Annotated in this window: 18 protein-coding genes; 5 read left to right on the forward strand and 13 right to left on the reverse strand. The window is 69.4% G+C overall.

The window, feature by feature from the left end:
• Positions 1 to 22: 22 nt before the first annotated feature.
• Positions 23 to 1,732 (forward strand): CocE/NonD family hydrolase, encoded by a 1,710-nt coding sequence (locus tag MNAB215_RS28600; protein WP_077082426.1) that lies wholly within the window; start codon positions 23 to 25, stop codon positions 1,730 to 1,732.
• Here MNAB215_RS28600 and MNAB215_RS28605 read toward each other — a convergent pair.
• Both MNAB215_RS28605 and MNAB215_RS28610 read right to left on the reverse strand, forming a co-directional pair.
• Positions 1,691 to 2,251, reverse strand: coding sequence for a DUF1802 family protein (locus MNAB215_RS28605; RefSeq protein WP_077081752.1), 561 nt, complete (start codon positions 2,249 to 2,251; stop codon positions 1,691 to 1,693). The genes MNAB215_RS28600 and MNAB215_RS28605 overlap by 42 nt on opposite strands.
• Entirely contained in the window at positions 2,248 to 2,517 is a 270-nt protein-coding gene (locus tag MNAB215_RS28610) for a DUF2277 domain-containing protein (protein ID WP_077081753.1), read from the reverse strand. The genes MNAB215_RS28605 and MNAB215_RS28610 overlap by 4 nt, the downstream gene beginning before the upstream one ends.
• 221 nt (positions 2,518 to 2,738) lie before the next feature.
• On the opposite strand from MNAB215_RS28610, the gene MNAB215_RS28615 reads away from it, so the two are divergent.
• Together MNAB215_RS28615 and MNAB215_RS28620 are read left to right on the forward strand one after the other, a co-directional pair.
• A complete protein-coding gene (locus tag MNAB215_RS28615) occupies positions 2,739 to 3,488 on the forward strand; it encodes an enoyl-CoA hydratase (protein WP_077082427.1) in 750 nt (249 codons plus the stop codon).
• 90 nt (positions 3,489 to 3,578) lie between these two features.
• Positions 3,579 to 4,136, forward strand: coding sequence for a hypothetical protein (locus MNAB215_RS28620; RefSeq protein WP_245830494.1), 558 nt, complete (start codon positions 3,579 to 3,581; stop codon positions 4,134 to 4,136).
• A 7-nt stretch (positions 4,137 to 4,143) separates the two neighbouring features.
• On the opposite strand, the gene MNAB215_RS28625 is transcribed toward MNAB215_RS28620, so the two are convergent.
• The 6 genes from MNAB215_RS28625 to rimP all read right to left on the reverse strand — a co-directional run bounded on the left by MNAB215_RS28625 (position 4,144) and on the right by rimP (position 10,567).
• Complete coding sequence (locus MNAB215_RS28625; protein WP_077081755.1) at positions 4,144 to 5,154, reverse strand: DHH family phosphoesterase; 1,011 nt, start codon at positions 5,152 to 5,154, stop codon at positions 4,144 to 4,146.
• Positions 5,129 to 5,638, reverse strand: a complete 510-nt coding sequence (gene rbfA / locus MNAB215_RS28630; protein WP_077081756.1) for a 30S ribosome-binding factor RbfA — start codon at positions 5,636 to 5,638, stop codon at positions 5,129 to 5,131. Before rbfA ends, MNAB215_RS28625 begins: the two co-directional genes overlap by 26 nt.
• Positions 5,638 to 8,475 carry a translation initiation factor IF-2 gene (gene infB / locus MNAB215_RS28635; RefSeq protein WP_077081757.1) on the reverse strand — a complete coding sequence of 946 codons (2,838 nt, stop codon included), beginning with the start codon at positions 8,473 to 8,475 and terminating at the stop codon, positions 5,638 to 5,640. Before infB ends, rbfA begins: the two co-directional genes overlap by 1 nt.
• A 63-nt stretch (positions 8,476 to 8,538) precedes the next feature.
• On the reverse strand, positions 8,539 to 8,871 hold the full coding sequence (locus MNAB215_RS28640) for a YlxR family protein (RefSeq protein ID WP_217348954.1): 333 nt from the start codon (positions 8,869 to 8,871) through the stop codon (positions 8,539 to 8,541).
• Between the two features lie 113 nt (positions 8,872 to 8,984).
• Positions 8,985 to 10,028, reverse strand: a complete 1,044-nt coding sequence (nusA, locus tag MNAB215_RS28645; RefSeq protein WP_077081758.1) for a transcription termination factor NusA — start codon at positions 10,026 to 10,028, stop codon at positions 8,985 to 8,987.
• Positions 10,025 to 10,567, reverse strand: coding sequence for a ribosome maturation factor RimP (rimP, locus tag MNAB215_RS28650; protein ID WP_077081759.1), 543 nt, complete (start codon positions 10,565 to 10,567; stop codon positions 10,025 to 10,027). Before rimP ends, nusA begins: the two co-directional genes overlap by 4 nt.
• Before the next feature lie 225 nt (positions 10,568 to 10,792).
• On the opposite strand from rimP, the gene MNAB215_RS28655 reads away from it, so the two are divergent.
• Both MNAB215_RS28655 and MNAB215_RS28660 read left to right on the forward strand, forming a co-directional pair.
• Positions 10,793 to 11,338 carry a hypothetical protein gene (locus MNAB215_RS28655; RefSeq protein WP_077081760.1) on the forward strand — a complete coding sequence of 182 codons (546 nt, stop codon included), beginning with the start codon at positions 10,793 to 10,795 and terminating at the stop codon, positions 11,336 to 11,338.
• Positions 11,335 to 11,841, forward strand: a complete 507-nt coding sequence (locus tag MNAB215_RS28660; protein ID WP_077081761.1) for a ferritin-like domain-containing protein — start codon at positions 11,335 to 11,337, stop codon at positions 11,839 to 11,841. The genes MNAB215_RS28655 and MNAB215_RS28660 overlap by 4 nt, the downstream gene beginning before the upstream one ends.
• Before the next feature lie 12 nt (positions 11,842 to 11,853).
• On the opposite strand, the gene MNAB215_RS28665 is transcribed toward MNAB215_RS28660, so the two are convergent.
• From MNAB215_RS28665 to cobO, 5 genes are read right to left on the reverse strand one after another with little or no spacing between them, the layout of a single operon-like run.
• Positions 11,854 to 13,602 (reverse strand): proline--tRNA ligase, encoded by a 1,749-nt coding sequence (locus MNAB215_RS28665; RefSeq protein ID WP_077081762.1) that lies wholly within the window; start codon positions 13,600 to 13,602, stop codon positions 11,854 to 11,856.
• Between the two features lie 53 nt (positions 13,603 to 13,655).
• Positions 13,656 to 15,260, reverse strand: a complete 1,605-nt coding sequence (locus MNAB215_RS28670; protein WP_077081763.1) for an MFS transporter — start codon at positions 15,258 to 15,260, stop codon at positions 13,656 to 13,658.
• Positions 15,261 to 15,293: 33 nt separating this feature from the next.
• Positions 15,294 to 16,508, reverse strand: coding sequence for a uroporphyrinogen-III C-methyltransferase (cobA, locus tag MNAB215_RS28675; protein ID WP_077081764.1), 1,215 nt, complete (start codon positions 16,506 to 16,508; stop codon positions 15,294 to 15,296).
• A 10-nt stretch (positions 16,509 to 16,518) separates the two neighbouring features.
• Positions 16,519 to 17,919, reverse strand: coding sequence for a cobyrinic acid a,c-diamide synthase CobB (locus tag MNAB215_RS28680; protein ID WP_077081765.1), 1,401 nt, complete (start codon positions 17,917 to 17,919; stop codon positions 16,519 to 16,521).
• Positions 17,916 to 18,530, reverse strand: coding sequence for a cob(I)yrinic acid a,c-diamide adenosyltransferase (gene cobO, locus MNAB215_RS28685; RefSeq protein WP_077081766.1), 615 nt, complete (start codon positions 18,528 to 18,530; stop codon positions 17,916 to 17,918). The genes MNAB215_RS28680 and cobO overlap by 4 nt, the downstream gene beginning before the upstream one ends.
• Between the last annotated feature and the right edge of the window lie 14 nt (positions 18,531 to 18,544).

Genomic DNA, 18,544 nt, shown 5'->3' on the forward strand with positions numbered 1-18,544 from the left:
GGGCGGTCCTAACCTGATGGGCGTGAGTACGACGACCACCCCGCCCGCACCCTCGACGCCGCGTGCCCTCGCCCGAGTCGGCGACGGCGCCCTCGGCCGGCTGCTGCGCTTGCCGCGAACAACGACCGAGTACGCCGTCCATCGGGTGCAGGTCCCGATGCGCGACGGCGTGCTGCTGAGGGCCGATCACTACGCGCCGGCCACCTCGAGCGCGGTCGGCACCGTGCTGGTCCGCGGGCCCTACGGGCGTGGGTTCCCGTTCTCGCTGGCCTTCGCCCGGCTCTATGCGGCGCGCGGCTACCACGTCGTGGTGCAGAGCACGCGCGGCACGTTCGGGTCCGGCGGTGCGTTCGAGCCGATGGTCAACGAGGCCGCCGACGGCGCCGACACGGTCGTGTGGCTGCGCGAACAGCCCTGGTTCACCGGTAAATTCGCCACCGTCGGGCTGTCCTACCTGGGATTCACCCAGTGGGCACTGCTGAACGACCCACCGCCGGAACTGGCCGCGGCCGTGATCACCGTCGGCCCACACGATTTCCACGACGCGGTGTGGAGCACCGGCGCGTTCACCACCGACTTCCTCGGCTGGAGCGACATGGTGTCCCGCCAGGAAGACCCGATCCGCATCCGGGCCGGCCTGCGCCAGCTGCAGGCTCCGGCCAAGGTCGCGCAGGCGGCCGCCAGGGTGCCGTTCGGCGAGTCGGCGCGCGCCCTGCTGGGCACCGGTGCGCCGTGGTTCGAGTCCTGGGTCGAACACCTCGACTCCGACGATCCGTTCTGGGAGCGCCTGCGCTACGGCGCCGCGCTGGATCGCGTGCAGGTACCGGTGCTGCTCATCGGCGGCTGGCAGGACATCTTTCTGCAGCAGACGCTGCGACAGTACGCGCACCTGCGCCGCCGCGGCGTGGACGTCGCGCTGACCGTCGGGCCCTGGACGCATCCCCAGTTGCTCGGCAAGGGGCTGGGCACCGGAGCCCGCGAGACCCTGGACTGGCTGAACACTCATCTGGGCGGGGCGCAGCCACAACGGTCGAGCAGGGTCCGCGTGTACGTCACCGGCCAGGGCTGGCGCAACGTCGCCGATTGGCCGCCTGCCGCCACCCAACGTGCGCTCTATCTGCGGCCCGGCCGGTACCTGGACGACATCCCGCCGGCCGACCTGACGAAGGTCGCCCCCGCGACGTTCCGCTACGACCCCGCCGACCCGACGCCCACCACCGGCGGTCCGCTGCTGTCCGGCAAGGGCGGTTACCGCGACGACAGCGCGCTCGCGGTGCGCGACGACGTCCTCGCTTTCACCAGCGCCACCCTCACCCATGACGTCTGCGTGTACGGGACCCCGGTCGTCGAGCTGGCGCACAGTTCGGACAATCCGCACGCCGACCTGTTCGTCCGGATCAGCGAGGTCGACGCAAAAGGCCGCTCCCGCAACGTCACTGACGGCTATCGGCGATTGAACACCACCCAGAAATCCCGCAAGCCGGTCAGCCTGGAACTCGACGGGATCGCCCATCGCTTCAGGGCGGGCTCACGCATCAGGGTGCTGATCGCGGGCAGTTGGTTCCCGCGCTACGCACGCAACCTGGGCACCGGCGAGCCGCTGCTGACCGGGCGGCAGCTCACCCCGGCGACCCACACCGTGCGCTACGGACGTTCCCGGGTGTTGCTTCCGGTCGGGGCAGCCGACCTGTCAGCCAACGGCGCCGCGGACCCGCGCGGCGACCTCGGCTAGCGCGGCGTCGTCGCCCAGCGGCGTCTCCAACTCCGGCCGCACCGGCAGCTGCACCCAGCTGGTGCAACCGGCGTACTCGGGGGTGCGGGCGATGCGAACCGGCTCGCGCAGCGGAGTCACCGACACCACCAGCACGGCCAGTTTGTGCTTGGGCCGGAAGTCGAGCCGGTCGGCACGCACCGACTCCGCGGTCCAGATATGCAGATCCTGGATCGCCTCGAGCCCGTCGGGACGGTTAACCGACACTGCGGCAACGACTTTCGCCGCGGCGCGGATCACCAGCCGGTCGCCGGTGCTGTCGCCCTCGGCGGCGGCCAGCAGGTCTCGGTGTTCGGGGCGGACCCGTTCGGCGTGGCTGTGCGCCACCGTCGGAAACAGCAAGAACTCCTGCGCGGCAACCTCGAACCGCTTTTCGCCGATGCCGCCCTTGCGCAGCAGCACATGCTGGCGACCGTCCAGCAGTGCGTGCACCGCGGCGCTCCACTCCTTGAGCGCGGGAACCGTTGCCGTGAGGGTCATTTCGCTGCGGCAAGCCGGGCCACAACCTCGGGCCGGCGCAGCGGCGGGACGGTCTTCGGTGGCTGGCGGCGGGGCGGCAGGGAGCCGAGCAATCGCATCGTCGTGTCGGTGACCTCGGCGACGGCGGCGTCGAACGCTTCGGCGTTAGCCGACGACGGGTGCGTGATGCCGCTGACCTTGCGCACATATTGACGGGCCGCCGCGGCGATCTCCTCGGCGGTGGCCGCTGGCTGCAGACCGCGCAGCTCGGTGATGTTTCGGCACATGGTTACCACGATAGGCGCGGGCCGCTGGCCGGTGCCGCGGCAAGGACGTTCGTTCTGCCCGCCTCGGAGCGACAAGCGCAGTGCGCCCCGCCGCCACTCGACCGGCTATCGAGGATTGTCGCTCGGAGGTGGGCACATCGTGTGCCTTCCGGCCCGGCAGTCGTGTGGCGATTGTGACGAGCCGCTGCCTGACGGCTTCGGCGACCCTTTACGGTGATGCGATGACCGACAACATCCTGCTGATCGACACCGACGAGCGGGTGCGAACCCTGACCCTCAACCGGCCGCAATCCCGCAATGCGCTGTCCTCGGCGTTGCGGGACCAGTTTTTCGGTGCGCTGACCGACGCGGAAACCGACGACGACGTCGACGTCATCATCGTCACCGGCGCCGACCCCGTCTTCTGCGCGGGGCTCGACCTCAAGGAGCTGGGCGGCCAGTCGGCACTGCCGGATATCTCGCCGCGCTGGCCGGCGCTGTCCAAGCCGGTGATCGGCGCGATCAACGGCGCCGCCGTCACCGGCGGACTCGAATTGGTGCTGTACTGCGACATCGTCATCGCGTCGGAGCAGGCCCGATTCGCCGACACGCACGCCCGGGTCGGCCTGTTGCCTACCTGGGGCCTCAGCGTGCGGCTGCCCCAGAAGGTGGGGGTCGGCCTGGCCCGGCGCATGAGCATGACCGGGGATTACCTGTCGGCGGCCGACGCGCTGCGGGCCGGGCTGGCGACCGAGGTGGTACCGCACGATCAGCTGCTGCCCGCCGCGCGCCAGGTGGCGGCGTCGATCGTCGGCAACAACCAGGACGCGGTGCGGGCATTGCTGGCGTCCTACCACCGGATCGACGAGTCGCAGACCAGCGAGGGGCTGTGGCTCGAGGCGACGGCGGCGAGGCAATTCCGCACCAGCGGCGACGACATCGCCGCCAATCGGGAGGCCGTGCTGCGGCGCGGGCGGGCCCAGGTGCGGTAGCGGCTGCAGGCGCCGGCCGCCGGCTAATACGATCCCAACAGCCACCCGAACCCGCAGGAGGAGCCGATGTGCGGTGTCGCCGACGTCGCGATGCGATGGCTGGGTGTCCTCAGCCTGACGGTGGCTTCGGCGATAGCGTCGGCGCAGCAGGCGGCGGCGCTGCCGCCACCGCGTTTCCCAAACCTCGACAGTTTCACCGCCGTGCCCGTCGACGGCTACGTCACGACGTCGCGGCCGGGGGGCACCTCGCGGGTCAACTTCTCGGCCACGAACGCCCTGGTGTGCGACTTCTACGGCGGGCCGCCACCCGTGCCGCAACCGTCTCAGGACATCAAGTGCACCGGCGATATGCCCGGCATGGACGACTTCTCATTTCCCGGGGCCGGCCACCTGAGACCGGGCGACTGCGTCGTGGGTTCGGTGAGTTTCAAAGGACCCGGATACGAACTGAGCCGCATGTCCTACAGCGGCTGCGACGGCAACCCCGCCGTGCTGTCGACGAGCGGAAAGCCACTGGCCCCGGGCCAGAAGATTACCTACCTGAACGTCACGTGCGCGGTGGGCCCTGACAACCTCGTCGCCTGCCTGGACAACACCAGCGGCGACCACGGATTCGTCCTGCAGCCCTCGGGCAGCTGGGCGTTCTAGTCCCGCCTCAACCAAGCGCGGTGTGCAGCGACGCCACCACATCCTCGATCGGGCCGGCGGTTGAGTACCCGGCCGCCAGGCGGTGTCCGCCCCCACCGAACACGGAGGCGATCGCCGCCAGATCAATGTCGCGTTTCGCCCGCATCGACACCGACCACTGTTGCGGGTCAACCTCTTTGAAGACGGCGGCGACCTCAGCCTGCTGCGTGGTGCGCACGATGTCGACGATGCTCTCAACTTCCTCCGGGCGAGAACTGGTCCATTCCTGGTGGTCGACGACCACGTAGACGAGTCCGCGCCCACCGGCCGCGTCCGGCAGCAGTCGCGCCGAGCCCAGCACGCGCGACAGCATCGGCAACCAGGCGAACGGATGGGTGTCCATCAGCGTTCGGCTGATGGCGGCGTTGTCCACGCCGATGTCGAGTAGCCGCGCCGCCAGCCGGAAGGCAGCGGCGCTGGCCCAACGGAATGAGCCGGTGTCGGTCGTCAGCCCGGCGTAGAGGCAGTGGGCGACCTCGGTGTCGATCGGCTTGCCCCACGCGTCGAGCAGTTCGGCCACCAGGAACGTCGTCGAGTCCGCGGTGGCATCGACGTAGTTGGCGGTACCGAACATCTGGTTGGAGGCGTGGTGATCGATCACGAGCAGCTGCTGGCCGGGGCCCGCCAGCCCGGCGAGCGCGCCCAGCCGTTTGATGCCCGGAACATCAACGGTCACAAGCAAATCGACGTCGCGACGAATGGCGTCGGGGCTGATCAGCAAGCGGCAGCCCGGCAGCGAGCGCAGCGACTCCGGCAGTGTCTCGGGTGCGGCGAAACTGACCTGGACCTGTTTGCCGCACTGATCCAGCACGAGGGCCAGCGCAAGCCCGGCCCCGATGGTGTCGGCGTCGGGATGGACATGGCAGAGCACAGCGACTGTTGTTGCCGCCGAGAGCAATTCGGCGGCCTCGACGGCGTCGACGCGCGCCCCGGTGAGCGAGGCCCCGCTCAGGTCAGTCTTCGGATCGGTTGTCGTCACCAGTGCCCTCAACGTCGAGTCCCCCCGGTGTCCCCGACGCCGGCTCCGCTGCCGAGCCGCTGTCACGGTATGGATCGGCCTCTCCGGCCGGTTTGGCGCCCACCCGCACCCGCGCCACATCGGCGTCCGCGGCCCGGGCCTGGGCCAGCAGCTCGTCCATCCGCTGCACGCTGTCCGAGGTCGTGTCCCGGGTGAACGCCAAGGTGGGCGTAAAGCGCACACCGGTACCAGCCCCGACCTTGGTGCGCAGCGTCCCCCGAGCCCGTTCCAGCGCGGCCGCGGCCGCCTCGTAATCCGGCTCGTCGTCCAGCGTGGGACCCATCACCGTGTAGAACACCGTCGCGTCGTGCAGGTCGGCGGTGACCTTGGTATCGACGATGGTCACCCCGTCCAGCCCGGGATCCTTGATCTCGAACTCGATCGCTGAGGCAACGATGGTGTTGATCCGCTTGGCCAGCCGGCGCGCCCGTGCGGGATCAGCCATCAGGTGCGCTCCTTTTCGACGAGCTCGTAGGACTCGATGACGTCGCCTTCCTTGATGTCGGAGTAGGTGAGCGTCAGACCGCACTCGAAGCCGTCGCGGACCTCGGTCACGTCGTCCTTCTCCCGTCGCAGCGAGGACACCGTCAGGTTCTCGGCCACCACGACGTTGTCGCGCAGCAGCCGCGCCTTGGCGTTGCGGCGCACCACGCCCGAGGTGACGAGGCAGCCGGCGATGATGCCCACCTTCGAGGAGCGGAAGATCGCGCGAATCTCCGCACGGCCCAGCTCGTTCTCCTCGTAGATCGGCTTGAGCATGCCCTTGAGCGCGCTCTGGATCTCATCGATGGCCTGGTAGATCACCGAGTAGTACCGGATGTCCACGCCTTCGCGGTTGGCGAGCTCGGTCGCCTTGCCTTCGGCGCGCACGTTGAACCCGATGATGATCGCGTCCGAGGCCGACGCCAGGTTGACGTTGGTCTCGGTGACACCACCGACACCGCGGTCGATGACGCGCAGTTCCACCTCGTCGTCGATCTCGATGCCCAGCAGGGCCTCCTCGAGCGCCTCGACCGTACCGGCGTTGTCGCCCTTCAGGATCAGGTTGAGCTGCGACGTCTGCTTCAACGCGGCATCCAGATCGTCGAGGCTGATCCGCTTGCGCGACCGTGCCGCCAGCGCGTTGCGTTTGCGGGCACTGCGGCGATCGGCGATCTGGCGGGCGATGCGGTCCTCGTCGACCACCAGCAGGTTGTCACCGGCGCCGGGCACCGACGTGAAGCCGATGACCTGGACGGGCCGCGACGGCAGGGCCTCGTGGACGTCCTCGCCGTGTTCGTCGACCATCCGACGGACGCGCCCGTAGGCGTCGCCGGCGACGATCGAGTCGCCGACCCGCAGCGTGCCGCGCTGGATCAGCACGGTGGCGACGGGGCCGCGACCGCGGTCCAGGTGCGCCTCGATCGCCACACCCTGGGCCTCCATGTCGGGGTTGGCGCGCAGGTCCAAAGCGGCGTCGGCGGTCAGCAGCACCGCCTCCTCGAGCGCCTCGATGTTGGTGCCCACCTTCGCCGAGATGTCGACGAACATCGTCTCGCCACCGAAATCCTCTGCCACCAAACCGTATTCGGTGAGCTGGCCGCGAATCTTCGCCGGGTCGGCGCCCTCCTTGTCGATCTTGTTGACCGCCACCACAATTGGCACATCGGCCGCCTGCGCGTGGTTGATGGCCTCCACCGTCTGCGGCATCACGCCGTCGTCGGCGGCGACCACCAGGATCGCGATGTCGGTGGCCTTGGCGCCGCGGGCACGCATGGCGGTGAACGCCTCGTGACCCGGGGTGTCGATGAAGGTGATCAGTCGCTCGTTGCCCTCGAAGTCGACCCCGACCTGGTAGGCACCGATGTGCTGGGTGATGCCGCCGGCCTCGCCCTCGCGGACGCTGGCGTTCCGGATGGTGTCCAGCAGTCGGGTTTTACCGTGGTCGACGTGACCCATGACGGTCACCACCGGCGGCCGGGTCTGCAGGTCTTCCTCGCCGCCCTCGTCCTCGCCGTAGGTCAGGTCGAACGACTCCAGCAGCTCGCGGTCTTCGTCCTCCGGGCTGACGACCTGGACGACGTAGTTCATCTCGCTGCCCAGAAGTTCGAGCGTCTCGTCGCCGACCGACTGCGTGGCGGTCACCATCTCACCGAGGTTGAACAGGGCCTGGACCAGCGAAGCCGGGTTGGCGTCGATCTTCTCGGCGAAGTCCGACAGCGACGCGCCGCGGGCCAGCCTGATGGTCTCGCCATTGCCGTGCGGCAACCGCACGCCGCCGACGACCGGCGCCTGCATGTTTTCGTACTCGGCGCGTTTCGCCCGCTTGGACTTGCGACCGCGCCGCGGTGCGCCACCGGGACGGCCGAACGCGCCGGCCGCGCCGCCGCGCTGTCCGGGACGGCCACCGCCGCCACCGGGGCCGCCGCCACCGGGACGCCCGTGGAAACCGCCGCCACCGCCGGGCGCGGCACCTACGCCGCCGCCACCGCCGCCGCGGTAGTTACCGCCGCCACCGCCGTCGCGGCCGCCACCGGGACCACCCGGTCGGCCGCCACCACCGGGGCGGGGACCGCCGCCGGGACGTGCACCCGATCGTTGGAAGCCGCCAGCGGCGCCGCCGGGACGAGGCGGCATGCTGCCGGGCGAAGCACCGCCGCCCGGACGCGGCGCGCCGGGGCGCGCGGCTCCCGGACGCGGGGCCTGCGGACGCGGGATGGGCCGGTCGACGGGTTGAGCCGACGAGAACGGGTTGTTGCCGACGCGCGGGGTGCGGGCCGCCGGCTTCGGCATCGGGCCGGGGCGCGGGCCGGGGGTCGCACCCGGTTGCGGCGGTGCCTGCTGGCCGGGCGCCTGTCCGGGTGCCGGTGGTGTGGGCTGGCCGGGTTCCGGCGCCGAGGGGCGTCCGGGGGCCGGTGCGGGTCGTCGCGGCGCGGGCGCCGTCGGCGTCGGGGCCGCGGCCGTCTCGGCCGGGGCTGCCTGGGCGACCGGGGCCGGGGTCGGCGCACCACGGTCAGCGGGCTTAGCGGGCGCACTCGTCGCCTCGCCGTTGCCTGCGGCCTTGGGGATCGCCTTGTCCAGGGCCCGGTCGAGCGACTTGTCGGCGACCTTCGCGGCGCTCTTGGCGCCTGCGGCCGGCTTGCTGCCGCCGAACGATTCCCGCAGCCGACGAGCGACCGGTGCTTCTACGGTCGACGATGCGGATTTGACGAATTCGCCCTGTTCATTCAGTCGGGCGAGCACTTCCTTGCTGGTAACACCGAGTTCCTTAGCCAACTCGTGTACGCGGGCCTTACCTGCCACTACATCTCCTGTCTAAGAGGCGACAGTCGTGGGCCGCGCCTCGGGTTTAGCTATGACGCATGGTCATCGGGACTTCACGGTGTGCTCATGTTCTTCGCTACCTGTTCTGTTGCCGGGCGAGTCGAGCGCGCTTAGAAACTCTAAGTGCTCGATCACCGCGGTTGTGTCCGGTGGACGGTCGATGCGCAACGCTTTGGTGAAAGCTCGCCGCCGAATCGCTTGTTGCGTGCACTGCGGTTCGGGATGCAGCCATGCCCCCCGCCCCGGAAGGCTACTCGCTGGGTCAACGATCACGGCATATTCGCCGTTCCCCGCCGACACAGCCACCACTCGAAGCAGTTTGACGGCCAACTCTCGCTTTCGGCACCCGACACACGTCCGCACGGGTCCACCCATGTGTCGGTGCGCACTTCTAGCTTCGGGGGCCGAAGGTTCGCGCTGGATCACGGCTTAGTCTAGCGTCACTTCACCCATCGCCCGAACCGCCCGCACAAGGCGGTAATCGGCGGCTAGTGATCGTGCGCCACCGGACGGCCGGCGCCGTGTTCAGCCTCGTTTTCCGCATGCTCGGGTGAGTCGCCGCGGATGTCGATGCGCCAGCCGGTGAGCCGTGCGGCCAGCCGGGCGTTCTGCCCTTCCTTGCCGATCGCCAGTGACAGCTGGAAGTCGGGGACCACCACCCGCGCGGCCCGGGCGGTCTGGTCGATCACCGACACCGAGACCACCTTGGCGGGTGACAAGGCGTTGGCGACGAAGCGCGCCGGATCCTCGTCGTAGTCGATGATGTCGATCTTCTCGCCGGACAGCTCGCTCATCACGTTGCGGACCCGCTGCCCCATCGGCCCGATGCACGCGCCCTTGGCGTTGAGGCCCGGCACCCGTGACACGACCGCGATCTTGGACCGATGGCCGGCCTCGCGCGCCACGGCCACGATCTCCACCGACCCGTCCGCGATCTCGGGGACTTCCAGTGAGAACAGCTTGCGCACCAGGTTGGGGTGGGTGCGTGACAGCGTGATCACCGGCTCACGAGAGCCGCGGGTCACCCCGACCACGTAGCAGCGCACCCGGTTTCCGTGCTCGTAGCTCTCGCCCGGGACCTGTTCGGCCGCCGGGATGACGCCCTCCGATGCCTTGGTCTCGGTGCCCATCCGCACGACGACCAGGCCACGGGCGTTGGCCCGGCTGTCGCGCTGAATCACCCCGGCGACGATCTCGCCCTCGCGGGTGGAGAACTCGCCGAAGGTGCGCTCGTTCTCGGCGTCGCGAAATCGCTGCAGCATGACCTGACGGGCGGTCGTGGCGGCGATGCGGCCGAAGCCCTCCGGGGTGTCATCCCATTCGCTGATGACGTTGCCGTCGTCGTCCACCTCGCGGGCCATCACCTGAACGACACCGGTCTTGCGATCGATCTCGATACGCGCGTCCATCTGGTGGCCCTGGGTGTGTCGGTAGGCGGTCAGCAACGCGGATTTGATGGTCTCGAGGAGCTCGTTGACCGAGATGCCCCGGTCCACCTCGATGGCATGCAGCGCGCCCATGTCAATGTTCATGTCCCGACCTCCGTCCTGTCGGCCCGATCCCCGGTTACCCCCGTCGCCAGTTCCAGCTCGGCTTCGCTTGGCGGCGAAAATTCAACCTGGACAACAGCTCTCGCGATGTCAACAAGGGGGATCTCGCGTAGGGTCCACTCCCTGCCGTGGCGGACCACCAGCGAGATGGTGCCGTCGCGGGTCTCGCCGACCCGACCGGTCAGCTGCGAACCATTCCCCAGCGCCAGTTCGACCTTGCGGCCGCGGGCACGACGGAAGTGTTTGTCGGTGGTCAGGGGGCGGTCGATGCCGGGTGAGGAGACCTCGAGCACATAGCGGTCGTCGATGTCATCCACATCGTCCAGTAGAGCCGACGCCGAACGCGACAACGTCGCTATGGTGTCCAGGTCGAGCGCGGTGTCACCGTCGGCGATCACCGTGATCCGCGGCGGGCGGGTGCGGGCGTCGATGACCACGTCTTCGATCTCATAGCCCGCGCGCGCGAATTCTCCGCCGAGCAGCTCGATCACCTGCGTCTGGGAAGGTAGCCCGGTGGTCACGGCGAGCTCCTCATCTTGAGTTGTCCGGTCATCTGGCGAATGTCGCCGCCCAGGTAAACTTCTGGGCAACTTCCGGCGTCCCGGCGGAACGGACAACGTGCCGTCCTGCGAGAACCGACTATTCACGATACGCCAGGAAACGCCCATAACGGCGTGATCGCGGGGTCAAGGTCCGCGCATCGCGCCTACCGCCGTAGCCGAAACCTCTGATGGCAGGATGTAGCAGTGTCTAGCGCAGTCCCCGTCACCAACAGGCGGGGTGTGCTCGCCGGTGGAGCGGCCCTTGCTGCGCTCGGGGTGGTGGTGGCCGCCTGTGGCGAGTCCCCGCCCAAGCAGCCCGCCGTCGAGGAACTGCTGGGGCCGTTGGATCAGGCCCGGAAGGACAGTGCACTCGCCGGTGCGGCCGCCACGGCCATCGGCCTCGCGCCGCAGATCGCCGCCGCGCTGACGGTGGTCGCAACCCAGCGGGCAGCACACGCCCGCGCCCTGGACACCGAGATTTTCCGCGCCGCCGGCAAGTTCGGGACCTCGTCGAGCGAACCCCAGAGCCCCAGTCCCACCGCGGCCGCCACGCCGGCACCCCCGCCAGCACCTCCACCGCCGCCACCGCCATTGTCCGACGTGGTCAAGGCGCTGCAGGCCTCGGCCGAAAACGCCAGCCGTCTGGTCGCCACGTCGTCCGGTTACCGGGCCGGACTGCTCGGGTCCATCGCGGCGTCCTGCACCGCCTCCTACACGGTGGCCCTCGTGCCGCCGGGGCCGACGCCGTGACCTCTGCCGAGCCGACCCCGGGCGCAACGCCGAAACGCGCCCCGGTCCCCAAGGACGCCCCGGCTCCCAAAGCCGCCGACGACTCGGCGTTGTGCGATGCGCTGGCCGTCGAACATTCGACGATTTACGGCTACGGCATCGTGTCCGCGCTGTCGCCGCCCGCGGTCAACAACCTGGTGCTCGACGGGCTCATCCAGCATCGCCAGCGCCGCGACGATGTCATCGCCATGCTGGCCGCCCGCAAAGTCACCCCGCCGGTCGCCGCCTCCGGCTATCAGTTGCCGATGCTGGTGGGCAGCGGGGCCGATGCGGCGCGGCTGGCGGTGCGGATGGAGAACGACGGGGCGACAGCGTGGCGTGCCGTCATCGAGCGCGCCGATACCGCGGGCGACCGCGCGTTCGCGTCGACGGCGCTGACGCAGAGCGCGGTGATGGCCGCACGGTGGAACCGGGTGCTGGGCGCGTGGCCCATCACGACGAGTTTCCCGGGCGGCAACGAGTAGCAGCCCGCCCGGCTAGCCGGTCAGGGCCGCCACGATGTCGGTGGCCAGTGCGGGGCCGGCAGTCAGCTCGCGAGCCTCTCCGCTGAAGCGGTCACGCAGTTCGACCACACCGTTGGCCCAGCCGCGCCCCACCACGACGATCCACGGCATCCCCAGCAGCTCAGCGTCTTTGAACTTGATGCCGGGCGAGGCCTGGCGGTCGTCAAGCAGCACCTGCAGCCCCAGCCGATCCAGGTCGGTCGCCAGCTCGACGGCCCCGGCGCGGGCGTCCGCGTCCTTGTTGGCGATCACGAGATGCACGTCGTAGGGCGCGATCGCCGTCGGCCAGCGCAGGCCCAGCTCGTCGTGCTGTTGCTCGGCGACGACGGCCACCAGCCGCGATACCCCGAGCCCGTAGGAGCCCATCGTCAAGCGCACGGGCTTGCCGTCCTCGCCGAGCACGTCGACGGTGAAAGCGTCGGTGTATTTGCGGCCGAGCTGGAAGATGTGCCCGATCTCGATTCCGCGCGCCATGACCAGTGGGCCCGCGCCGTCGGGAGAGGGATCGCCCTCGCGCACCTCGGCGGCTTCGATGGTGCCGTCGGCGGTGAAGTCGCGGCCGGCCACCAAACCGACGACGTGTCGGCCCTGCTGGTCGGCGCCGGTGATCCAGCTGGTGCCGTCGACCACGCGGGGATCGACAAGATAGCGAACCTCGTTGTCCCGCAATGCCTTCGGCCCGATGTAACCCTTGACCAGGAAGGGGTACTTGGCGAAATCGGCGTCGCCGAGCAGCGCATACTCGGCCGGCTCGAGTGCCGCGCCCAGCCGCTTGTCGTCGACCTCGCGGTCGCCGGGCAACCCGATGGCCAGCAGCTCCCACTCCCCGCCGGGTTGACGGACCTTGACCAGGACGTTTTTCAGGGTGTCCGCCGCAGTGATAGCGCGGCCGAGGCCCGCCTCGTTGGCCCAGTCCACCAGGCTGGCGATGGTCGGGGCGTCGCCGGTGTCGTGCACCTCCGCCTCGGGCAGCCCGTCGAAGGGCAGCGCGTCGGGGCGGGCGGTGATCACCGCCTCGACATTGGCCGCATAGCCGGATTCGAGGCACCGCACGAAGGTGTCCTCCCCGCTCGGGCTCTCGGCGAGAAACTCCTCGGAGGCGCTGCCCCCCATCGCGCCCGACACCGCCGACACGATGACGTAGCGCAGCGCCAGCCGGTCGAAAATGCGCTGATAAGCCTCGCGGTGCGCGTGGTAGGCGGCCTTGAGGCCGGCTGCGTCGACGTCGAAGGAGTATGAGTCCTTCATGACGAATTCCCGGCCACGCATGATGCCGGCCCGCGGCCGCGCCTCGTCGCGGTACTTGATCTGAATTTGGTACAGGGTCAGCGGGAAGTCCTTGTAGGAGCTGTATTCGGCCTTGACGGCCAAGGCGAAAAACTCTTCGTGCGTCGGAGCGAGCATGTAGTCGTTGCCGCGGCGGTCCTGCACCCGGAACACCCCGTCGCCGTACTCGGTCCAGCGATTCGTCGTCTCGTACGGCGCGCGCGGCAGCAGGGCCGGAAACAGGATCTCCTGCCCGCCGATCGCGTTCATCTCCTCGCGGACGACGCGCTCGATGTTGCGCAGCACTCGCAGCCCGAGCGGCAGCCAGCTGTACAGCCCCGGGGCGATGGGCCGGACGTAACCCGCACGAATCAGCAGCTTGTGGCTGGCCAGTTCGGCGTCGGCGGGATCGTCACGCAAAGTACGCAGGAACAGCTCGGACATCCGGGTGATCACAGCGGGCCAGCCTAGCGGTGAGAGGACGCTCGACGAGGATGCGGGCCGGGAGCCTAGAGCTCGCCGGCGTCGATGGCTTCCTTGACCTCTTGGGCGTGCGCCACCTGCTCAGGCGTGTAGCCGATGAACAGTGCCGCGACGCCGACGATGACGGCCGCCCCGGCCACCCACAGCAACCCGTAGGTGTACCCGTGGTCCAGCGCGTTCAGCTGTGCGTCGTTCATGTTCTTCACCGGGCCGGTGGTGCCCCCGAGGTACAGCGTGCGCGAGGTGATGACCGCCTGAACGACGGCCAGCACCAGCGGGCCGCCGAGGCTCTGCAACATCAGGGTGAGCGCCGACACCGGGCCGATCCGGTCGAAGCCGACGCCGGCGATCGCCGACAGGGTCAGGGGAACGACCACCATTCCGATGCCGATCCCACCGACGACGATGGGCAGCACCAGGTTGGGGAAGTAGGGGACGCCGCGATGCATGAACGCCGAGCCATAGAGCATGGCACCGAGCAACAGCCAGCCACCGCCGATGGTCAACACCCGCGGGGAGAACCGGGACACCAGCTGTGACGAGACGCCCAATCCGATGCCCATCGCGATGACGAACGGGATGAAGCCGACGCCCGCGCGCAGCGCGCTGTAACCCAGAATGTCCTGCACGTACAGACCGATGCACACGGTCAGGCTGAACATCACGCCGCCGGCGAGCAGGATCGCGACGAAGGTGACCAGGCGGTTGCGGTCGCGGAACAGATCGAACGGGATGACAGGGTTTTCGGCCGTCCGCTCCACAATGGCGAACGCGATGAAAGCCCCCACGGCGACCACGCCCGAACCGATGGTGATCAGCGAGATCCAGCCCTTTTCCGGGCCCACCGAGAAGGCGAAGACGGCGGCGGTGCACGCCAGGGTGGCCAGCATGGCGCCGGTGGCGTCGAGCTTCATCCGCTCCCGGTTGGTTTCCCGCAGCGCGACGCGGGCCAGGTAGATCATCACCAGCCCGATCGGCACGTTCACCAGGAAAGCCAGGCGCCAGGACACCTCGGTCAGCGCGCCACCGACGACCAGGCCCATCACCGAGCCGATCGCGGTCATCGCGGCGAAGACCGCCGTCGCGGCGTTACGCGCGGGGCCCTTGGCGAAGGTCGTCGCGACCAGCGCCAGACCCGTCGGCGATGCGATGGCCGACCCGACGCCCTGCGAGAGCCGGGCGATGACCATGGTCGCGTCGTCCCAGGCCACGGCGCACAGCACCGAGGAGATGGTGAACAGCGAGACACCGACGATGAAAGTGCGTTTGCGGCCGATGGTGTCACCGAGCCGGCCGCCGAGCAGCATCAGCCCACCGAAGGTGAGCACGTAGGCCATGATCACCCAGCTACGGCCGGCATCCGAGAGGCTCAGCTCGTTTTGAATCTTAGGAAGCGCGACGATGGCGACGGTGCTGTCCATGGTCGCCAAGAGCTGCATACCGCCGATGGCGGTGACCGCCGCGATGAAGCGCCGAGAGGGCAACCACGCGGGGTAATACCTGCTAGTGCGGGTGGAGGCGGTCCTGGAAGAGGTCTCGAACGGGCGCTCCATGCGCGCCGGGGCCGGACGATCCGGGCGTGCAGCAGTCCAATTCTGGGCCGCGCGCTCTGTGTCGTTGAGAGCCGTCATAACGGGTTACCTTACAGTAATCTTAAGAATTGTTTAGACGGCGAACGCCGCGACGGGCCCGATCACGACGATCGCGGGCGGTCGGATTCCCTCCGCGCGAATCTTCTGCGGCGTGTCGGCGAGGGTCGCGCGCAACGTGTGCTGAGCTGCCGTTGTGCCATGTTGGACCACCAGCACGGGCGTATCCGCAGGTCGGCCGCCTTTCAACAGCACGTCGGCGAAAAGTTCGATGCGTTCGACGGCCATCAGCAAAACAATCGTGCCGGACATTTGCGCCAAAGCATTCCAATTCACTAACGATTCGGGGTGACCGGGTGGCAGGTGACCGCTGACCACCACGAACTCGTGATTTACCGCCCGATGAGTGACCGGAACGCCCGCCATCGCGGGCACAGCTATGGCACTTGTCACACCCGGCACCACGGTCACCGGTACGCCGGCGTCGACACACGCCAGGACCTCTTCATAACCGCGCGCGAAAACGAACGGATCCCCACCCTTGAGGCGGACGACGAAGCTGCCCGAGCGGGCGCGGTCGATCATCACGTTGTTGATCGCGTCCTGGGCCATCGCCCGTCCGTACGGGATCTTGGCCGCGTCGATGACTTCGACGTGGGGCGGTAGTTCGGCGAGCAGCTCGGGCGGGGCGAGGCGGTCGGCGACCACGACGTCGGCGTGCGCGAGCAGCCGGCGCCCGCGCACCGTGATCAGTTCGGGGTCGCCGGGTCCGCCGCCGACCAGCGCCACCCCGCCGCGCACCACGTCGGGACTCTCGGAGCCTGCAGGGCTTTCCGGGGTGATCAGCCCGGTCTGCAGCGCCTCGCGGATGGCCGACCGGATCGCCGCCGACCTGCGGTGCTCGCCGCCGGCCAGCACCCCCACCGACAGCCCCGCGTAACTGAACGACGCGGGGGTGACCGCGGTGCCCTCGAGGGCGATATCGGCACGGACGCAGAAGATGCGGTGACGATCGGCCTCGGCGACGACGTCGGCGTTCACCTGCGGATCATCGGTGGCCGCGATCGCATACCAGGCTCCGTCGAGGTCGCCGTCGCGGTATTCGCGCACCGACAGGGTGATTCCGCTCATCGCTTCGACGGCGGGGGTGGCCGTGCGCGTGACGACGTGCACGTCGGCGCCGCTGGCGATCAGCAACGGCAACCGGCGCTGAGCAACGGCACCCCCGCCGACCACGACAACCTTTTTGCCGCCCAGCCGCAATCCGACGAGGTAGGGGCTCTCGGTCACCCGGGCAAGCCTAGTGGCGGTTTTGTGTGGAGCCGAGCCGCCCGGCAGCGGCGTGCGCGACGAAGCGCGAGACCGCGCCGGGCGCCCCGGCCGGATGGGTGTGCAGGTAGGAGGCGTGTACGCCGGCCCGCACGACGCCGTCGCGCACCGGCGCTTTCTGGTGTGACACGTCGTCGCCGCGATATATCCACGCGGGCTGATAACTCTCGGCGAAGGTGACCGCCGTCCGGTGGAACTCGTGCCCGACCACGCGTTCGCCGGCCGTGTACAGCGACGAATCGGCCACCGCCACGGCGTCGCGATAGGCCAGCTTCAGCCGCGTGGTGAACCGCGCCGATCCGGCCAGCACCCCGCACATCGGGTGGCCGTCCAGTTCGGCGGCGAGGTAGATCAGCCCGGCGCACTCGGCGTGCACCGGCGCACCGGCGGCGGCAAGCTGGGCGATCTCGCCGCGGACGACATCGTTGGCGGAAAGCTCCGCGGTGAACTGCTCGGGAAAACCCCCGGGCAACACCACCGCGTCCGTGCCGCCGGGCAACCCCTCGACCAGCGGGTCGAACTCGACGACGTCGGCGCCGGCGGCCCGTAGCAGCTCGGCGTGTTCGGCGTAGGCGAAGGTGAACGCCTTGCCGGCCGCCATGGCAACGACAGCGCGCCCGCCGGGTGCGGGCCCCACCGCTACCGAGGGGTCCCACGGCGGATCGGTGACCCGGGTGGCGGCGGCCGCCACCACCGCGGCCAGGTCGACGTGCCGGGCGACCAGCGCGGTCATCGCGTCGACCGCCAGCCGGGCCTGTCGTCCGTACTCGACGGCCGTGACCAGGCCCAAATACCTTGTCGGCAGCTCTAATTCGGCGGCGCGCGGAATCGCGCCCAGCACGGGAACGCCGGCCTGTTCGCAGGCCTGTCGCAGGACCTGCTCGTGGCGGTCCGACCCGACCCGGTTGAGGATCACACCGACGATCCGGGTTGCGGAATCGAACGTCGAAAAGCCATGCAGCAGTGCGGCGATGCTCTGGCTCTGACCGCGCGCATCGACCACCAGGATCACCGGGGCGCCCAGCAGGCCCGCGACGTGGGCGGTGGATCCGGCCGCCGGCATGGTCGCGGCATGTCCGATGCGGCCGTCGAAAAGCCCCATCACGCCTTCGATCACCGCGATCTGCGTGCCGCCGGCGCCGTGGCGGAACAACGGGCCGACGAGCCGCTCCCCCACCAGCACCGGGTCGAGGTTGCGTCCGGGCCGGCCGGCTGCCAGCGTGTGGTAGCCGGGGTCGATGAAGTCCGGTCCCACCTTGAACGGCGCGACCGGATGCCCGGCCTGTCGCAGCGCCCCAATCAAACCCGTTGCGACCGTGGTTTTTCCGCTGCCCGATGCCGGTGCAGCGACGACGACGGCGGGGACACTCACCACTCGATGCCCTTTTGCCCCTTGCGTCCCGCATCCATCGGGTGCTTGACCTTGGTCATCTCGGTGACCAGGTCGGCCGCCTCGACCAACCGCGCCGGGGCATCGCGTCCGGTGATCACGACGTGCTGGTGACCGGGCCGGGCCGCCAACGCATCGACCACCTCGTCGACGTCGACCCAGCCCCACTTCAGCGGATAGGTGAACTCGTCGAGCACATAGAAGTCGTGGCGCTGCGCGGCCAGCCGGCGCGAAATCTCGGCCCAGCCGTCGGCGGCCGCCGCGGCATGGTCGGGCTCGCAACCGGCCTTGCGCGACCAGGACCAGCCCGCACCCATCTTGTGCCATTCCACCGCGCCGCCGGTCCCGTGCTCGTCATGCAGCCGGCCCAGCTCGCGCAGGGCGGTCTCTTCGCCGACCTTCCACTTGGCGCTTTTGACGAACTGGAACACCGCGACGTTCAGGCCGATGTTCCAGGCGCGCAACGCCATTCCAAATGCGGCCGTCGACTTCCCTTTGCCGTCGCCGGTGTACACGGCCAGCACGGGCGCGTTGCGCCGGGCCCGGGTGGTCAGGCCGTCGTCGGGGATCTGCGTTGGGGTGCCCTGCGGCATCGGCGTCTACCTTT

It is taken from the genome of Mycobacterium numidiamassiliense, from assembly GCF_900157365.1.
In the GTDB taxonomy this organism is placed as follows: Bacteria; Actinomycetota; Actinomycetes; order Mycobacteriales; family Mycobacteriaceae; genus Mycobacterium; species Mycobacterium numidiamassiliense.

Coding starts and splice junctions, on each gene's coding strand:
- MNAB215_RS28605 (WP_077081752.1), bottom strand. CDS start 2,251: ATGACCCTCACGGCAACGGTTCCCGCGCTCAAGGAGTGGAGCGCCGCG.
- MNAB215_RS28610 (WP_077081753.1), bottom strand. CDS start 2,517: ATGTGCCGAAACATCACCGAGCTGCGCGGTCTGCAGCCAGCGGCCACC.
- MNAB215_RS28615 (WP_077082427.1), top strand. CDS start 2,739: ATGACCGACAACATCCTGCTGATCGACACCGACGAGCGGGTGCGAACC.
- MNAB215_RS28620 (WP_245830494.1), top strand. CDS start 3,579: ATGCGATGGCTGGGTGTCCTCAGCCTGACGGTGGCTTCGGCGATAGCG.
- rbfA (WP_077081756.1), bottom strand. CDS start 5,638: ATGGCTGATCCCGCACGGGCGCGCCGGCTGGCCAAGCGGATCAACACC.
- MNAB215_RS28640 (WP_217348954.1), bottom strand. CDS start 8,871: ATGGGTGGACCCGTGCGGACGTGTGTCGGGTGCCGAAAGCGAGAGTTG.
- nusA (WP_077081758.1), bottom strand. CDS start 10,028: ATGAACATTGACATGGGCGCGCTGCATGCCATCGAGGTGGACCGGGGC.
- MNAB215_RS28670 (WP_077081763.1), bottom strand. CDS start 15,260: ATGACGGCTCTCAACGACACAGAGCGCGCGGCCCAGAATTGGACTGCT.
- cobO (WP_077081766.1), bottom strand. CDS start 18,530: ATGCCGCAGGGCACCCCAACGCAGATCCCCGACGACGGCCTGACCACC.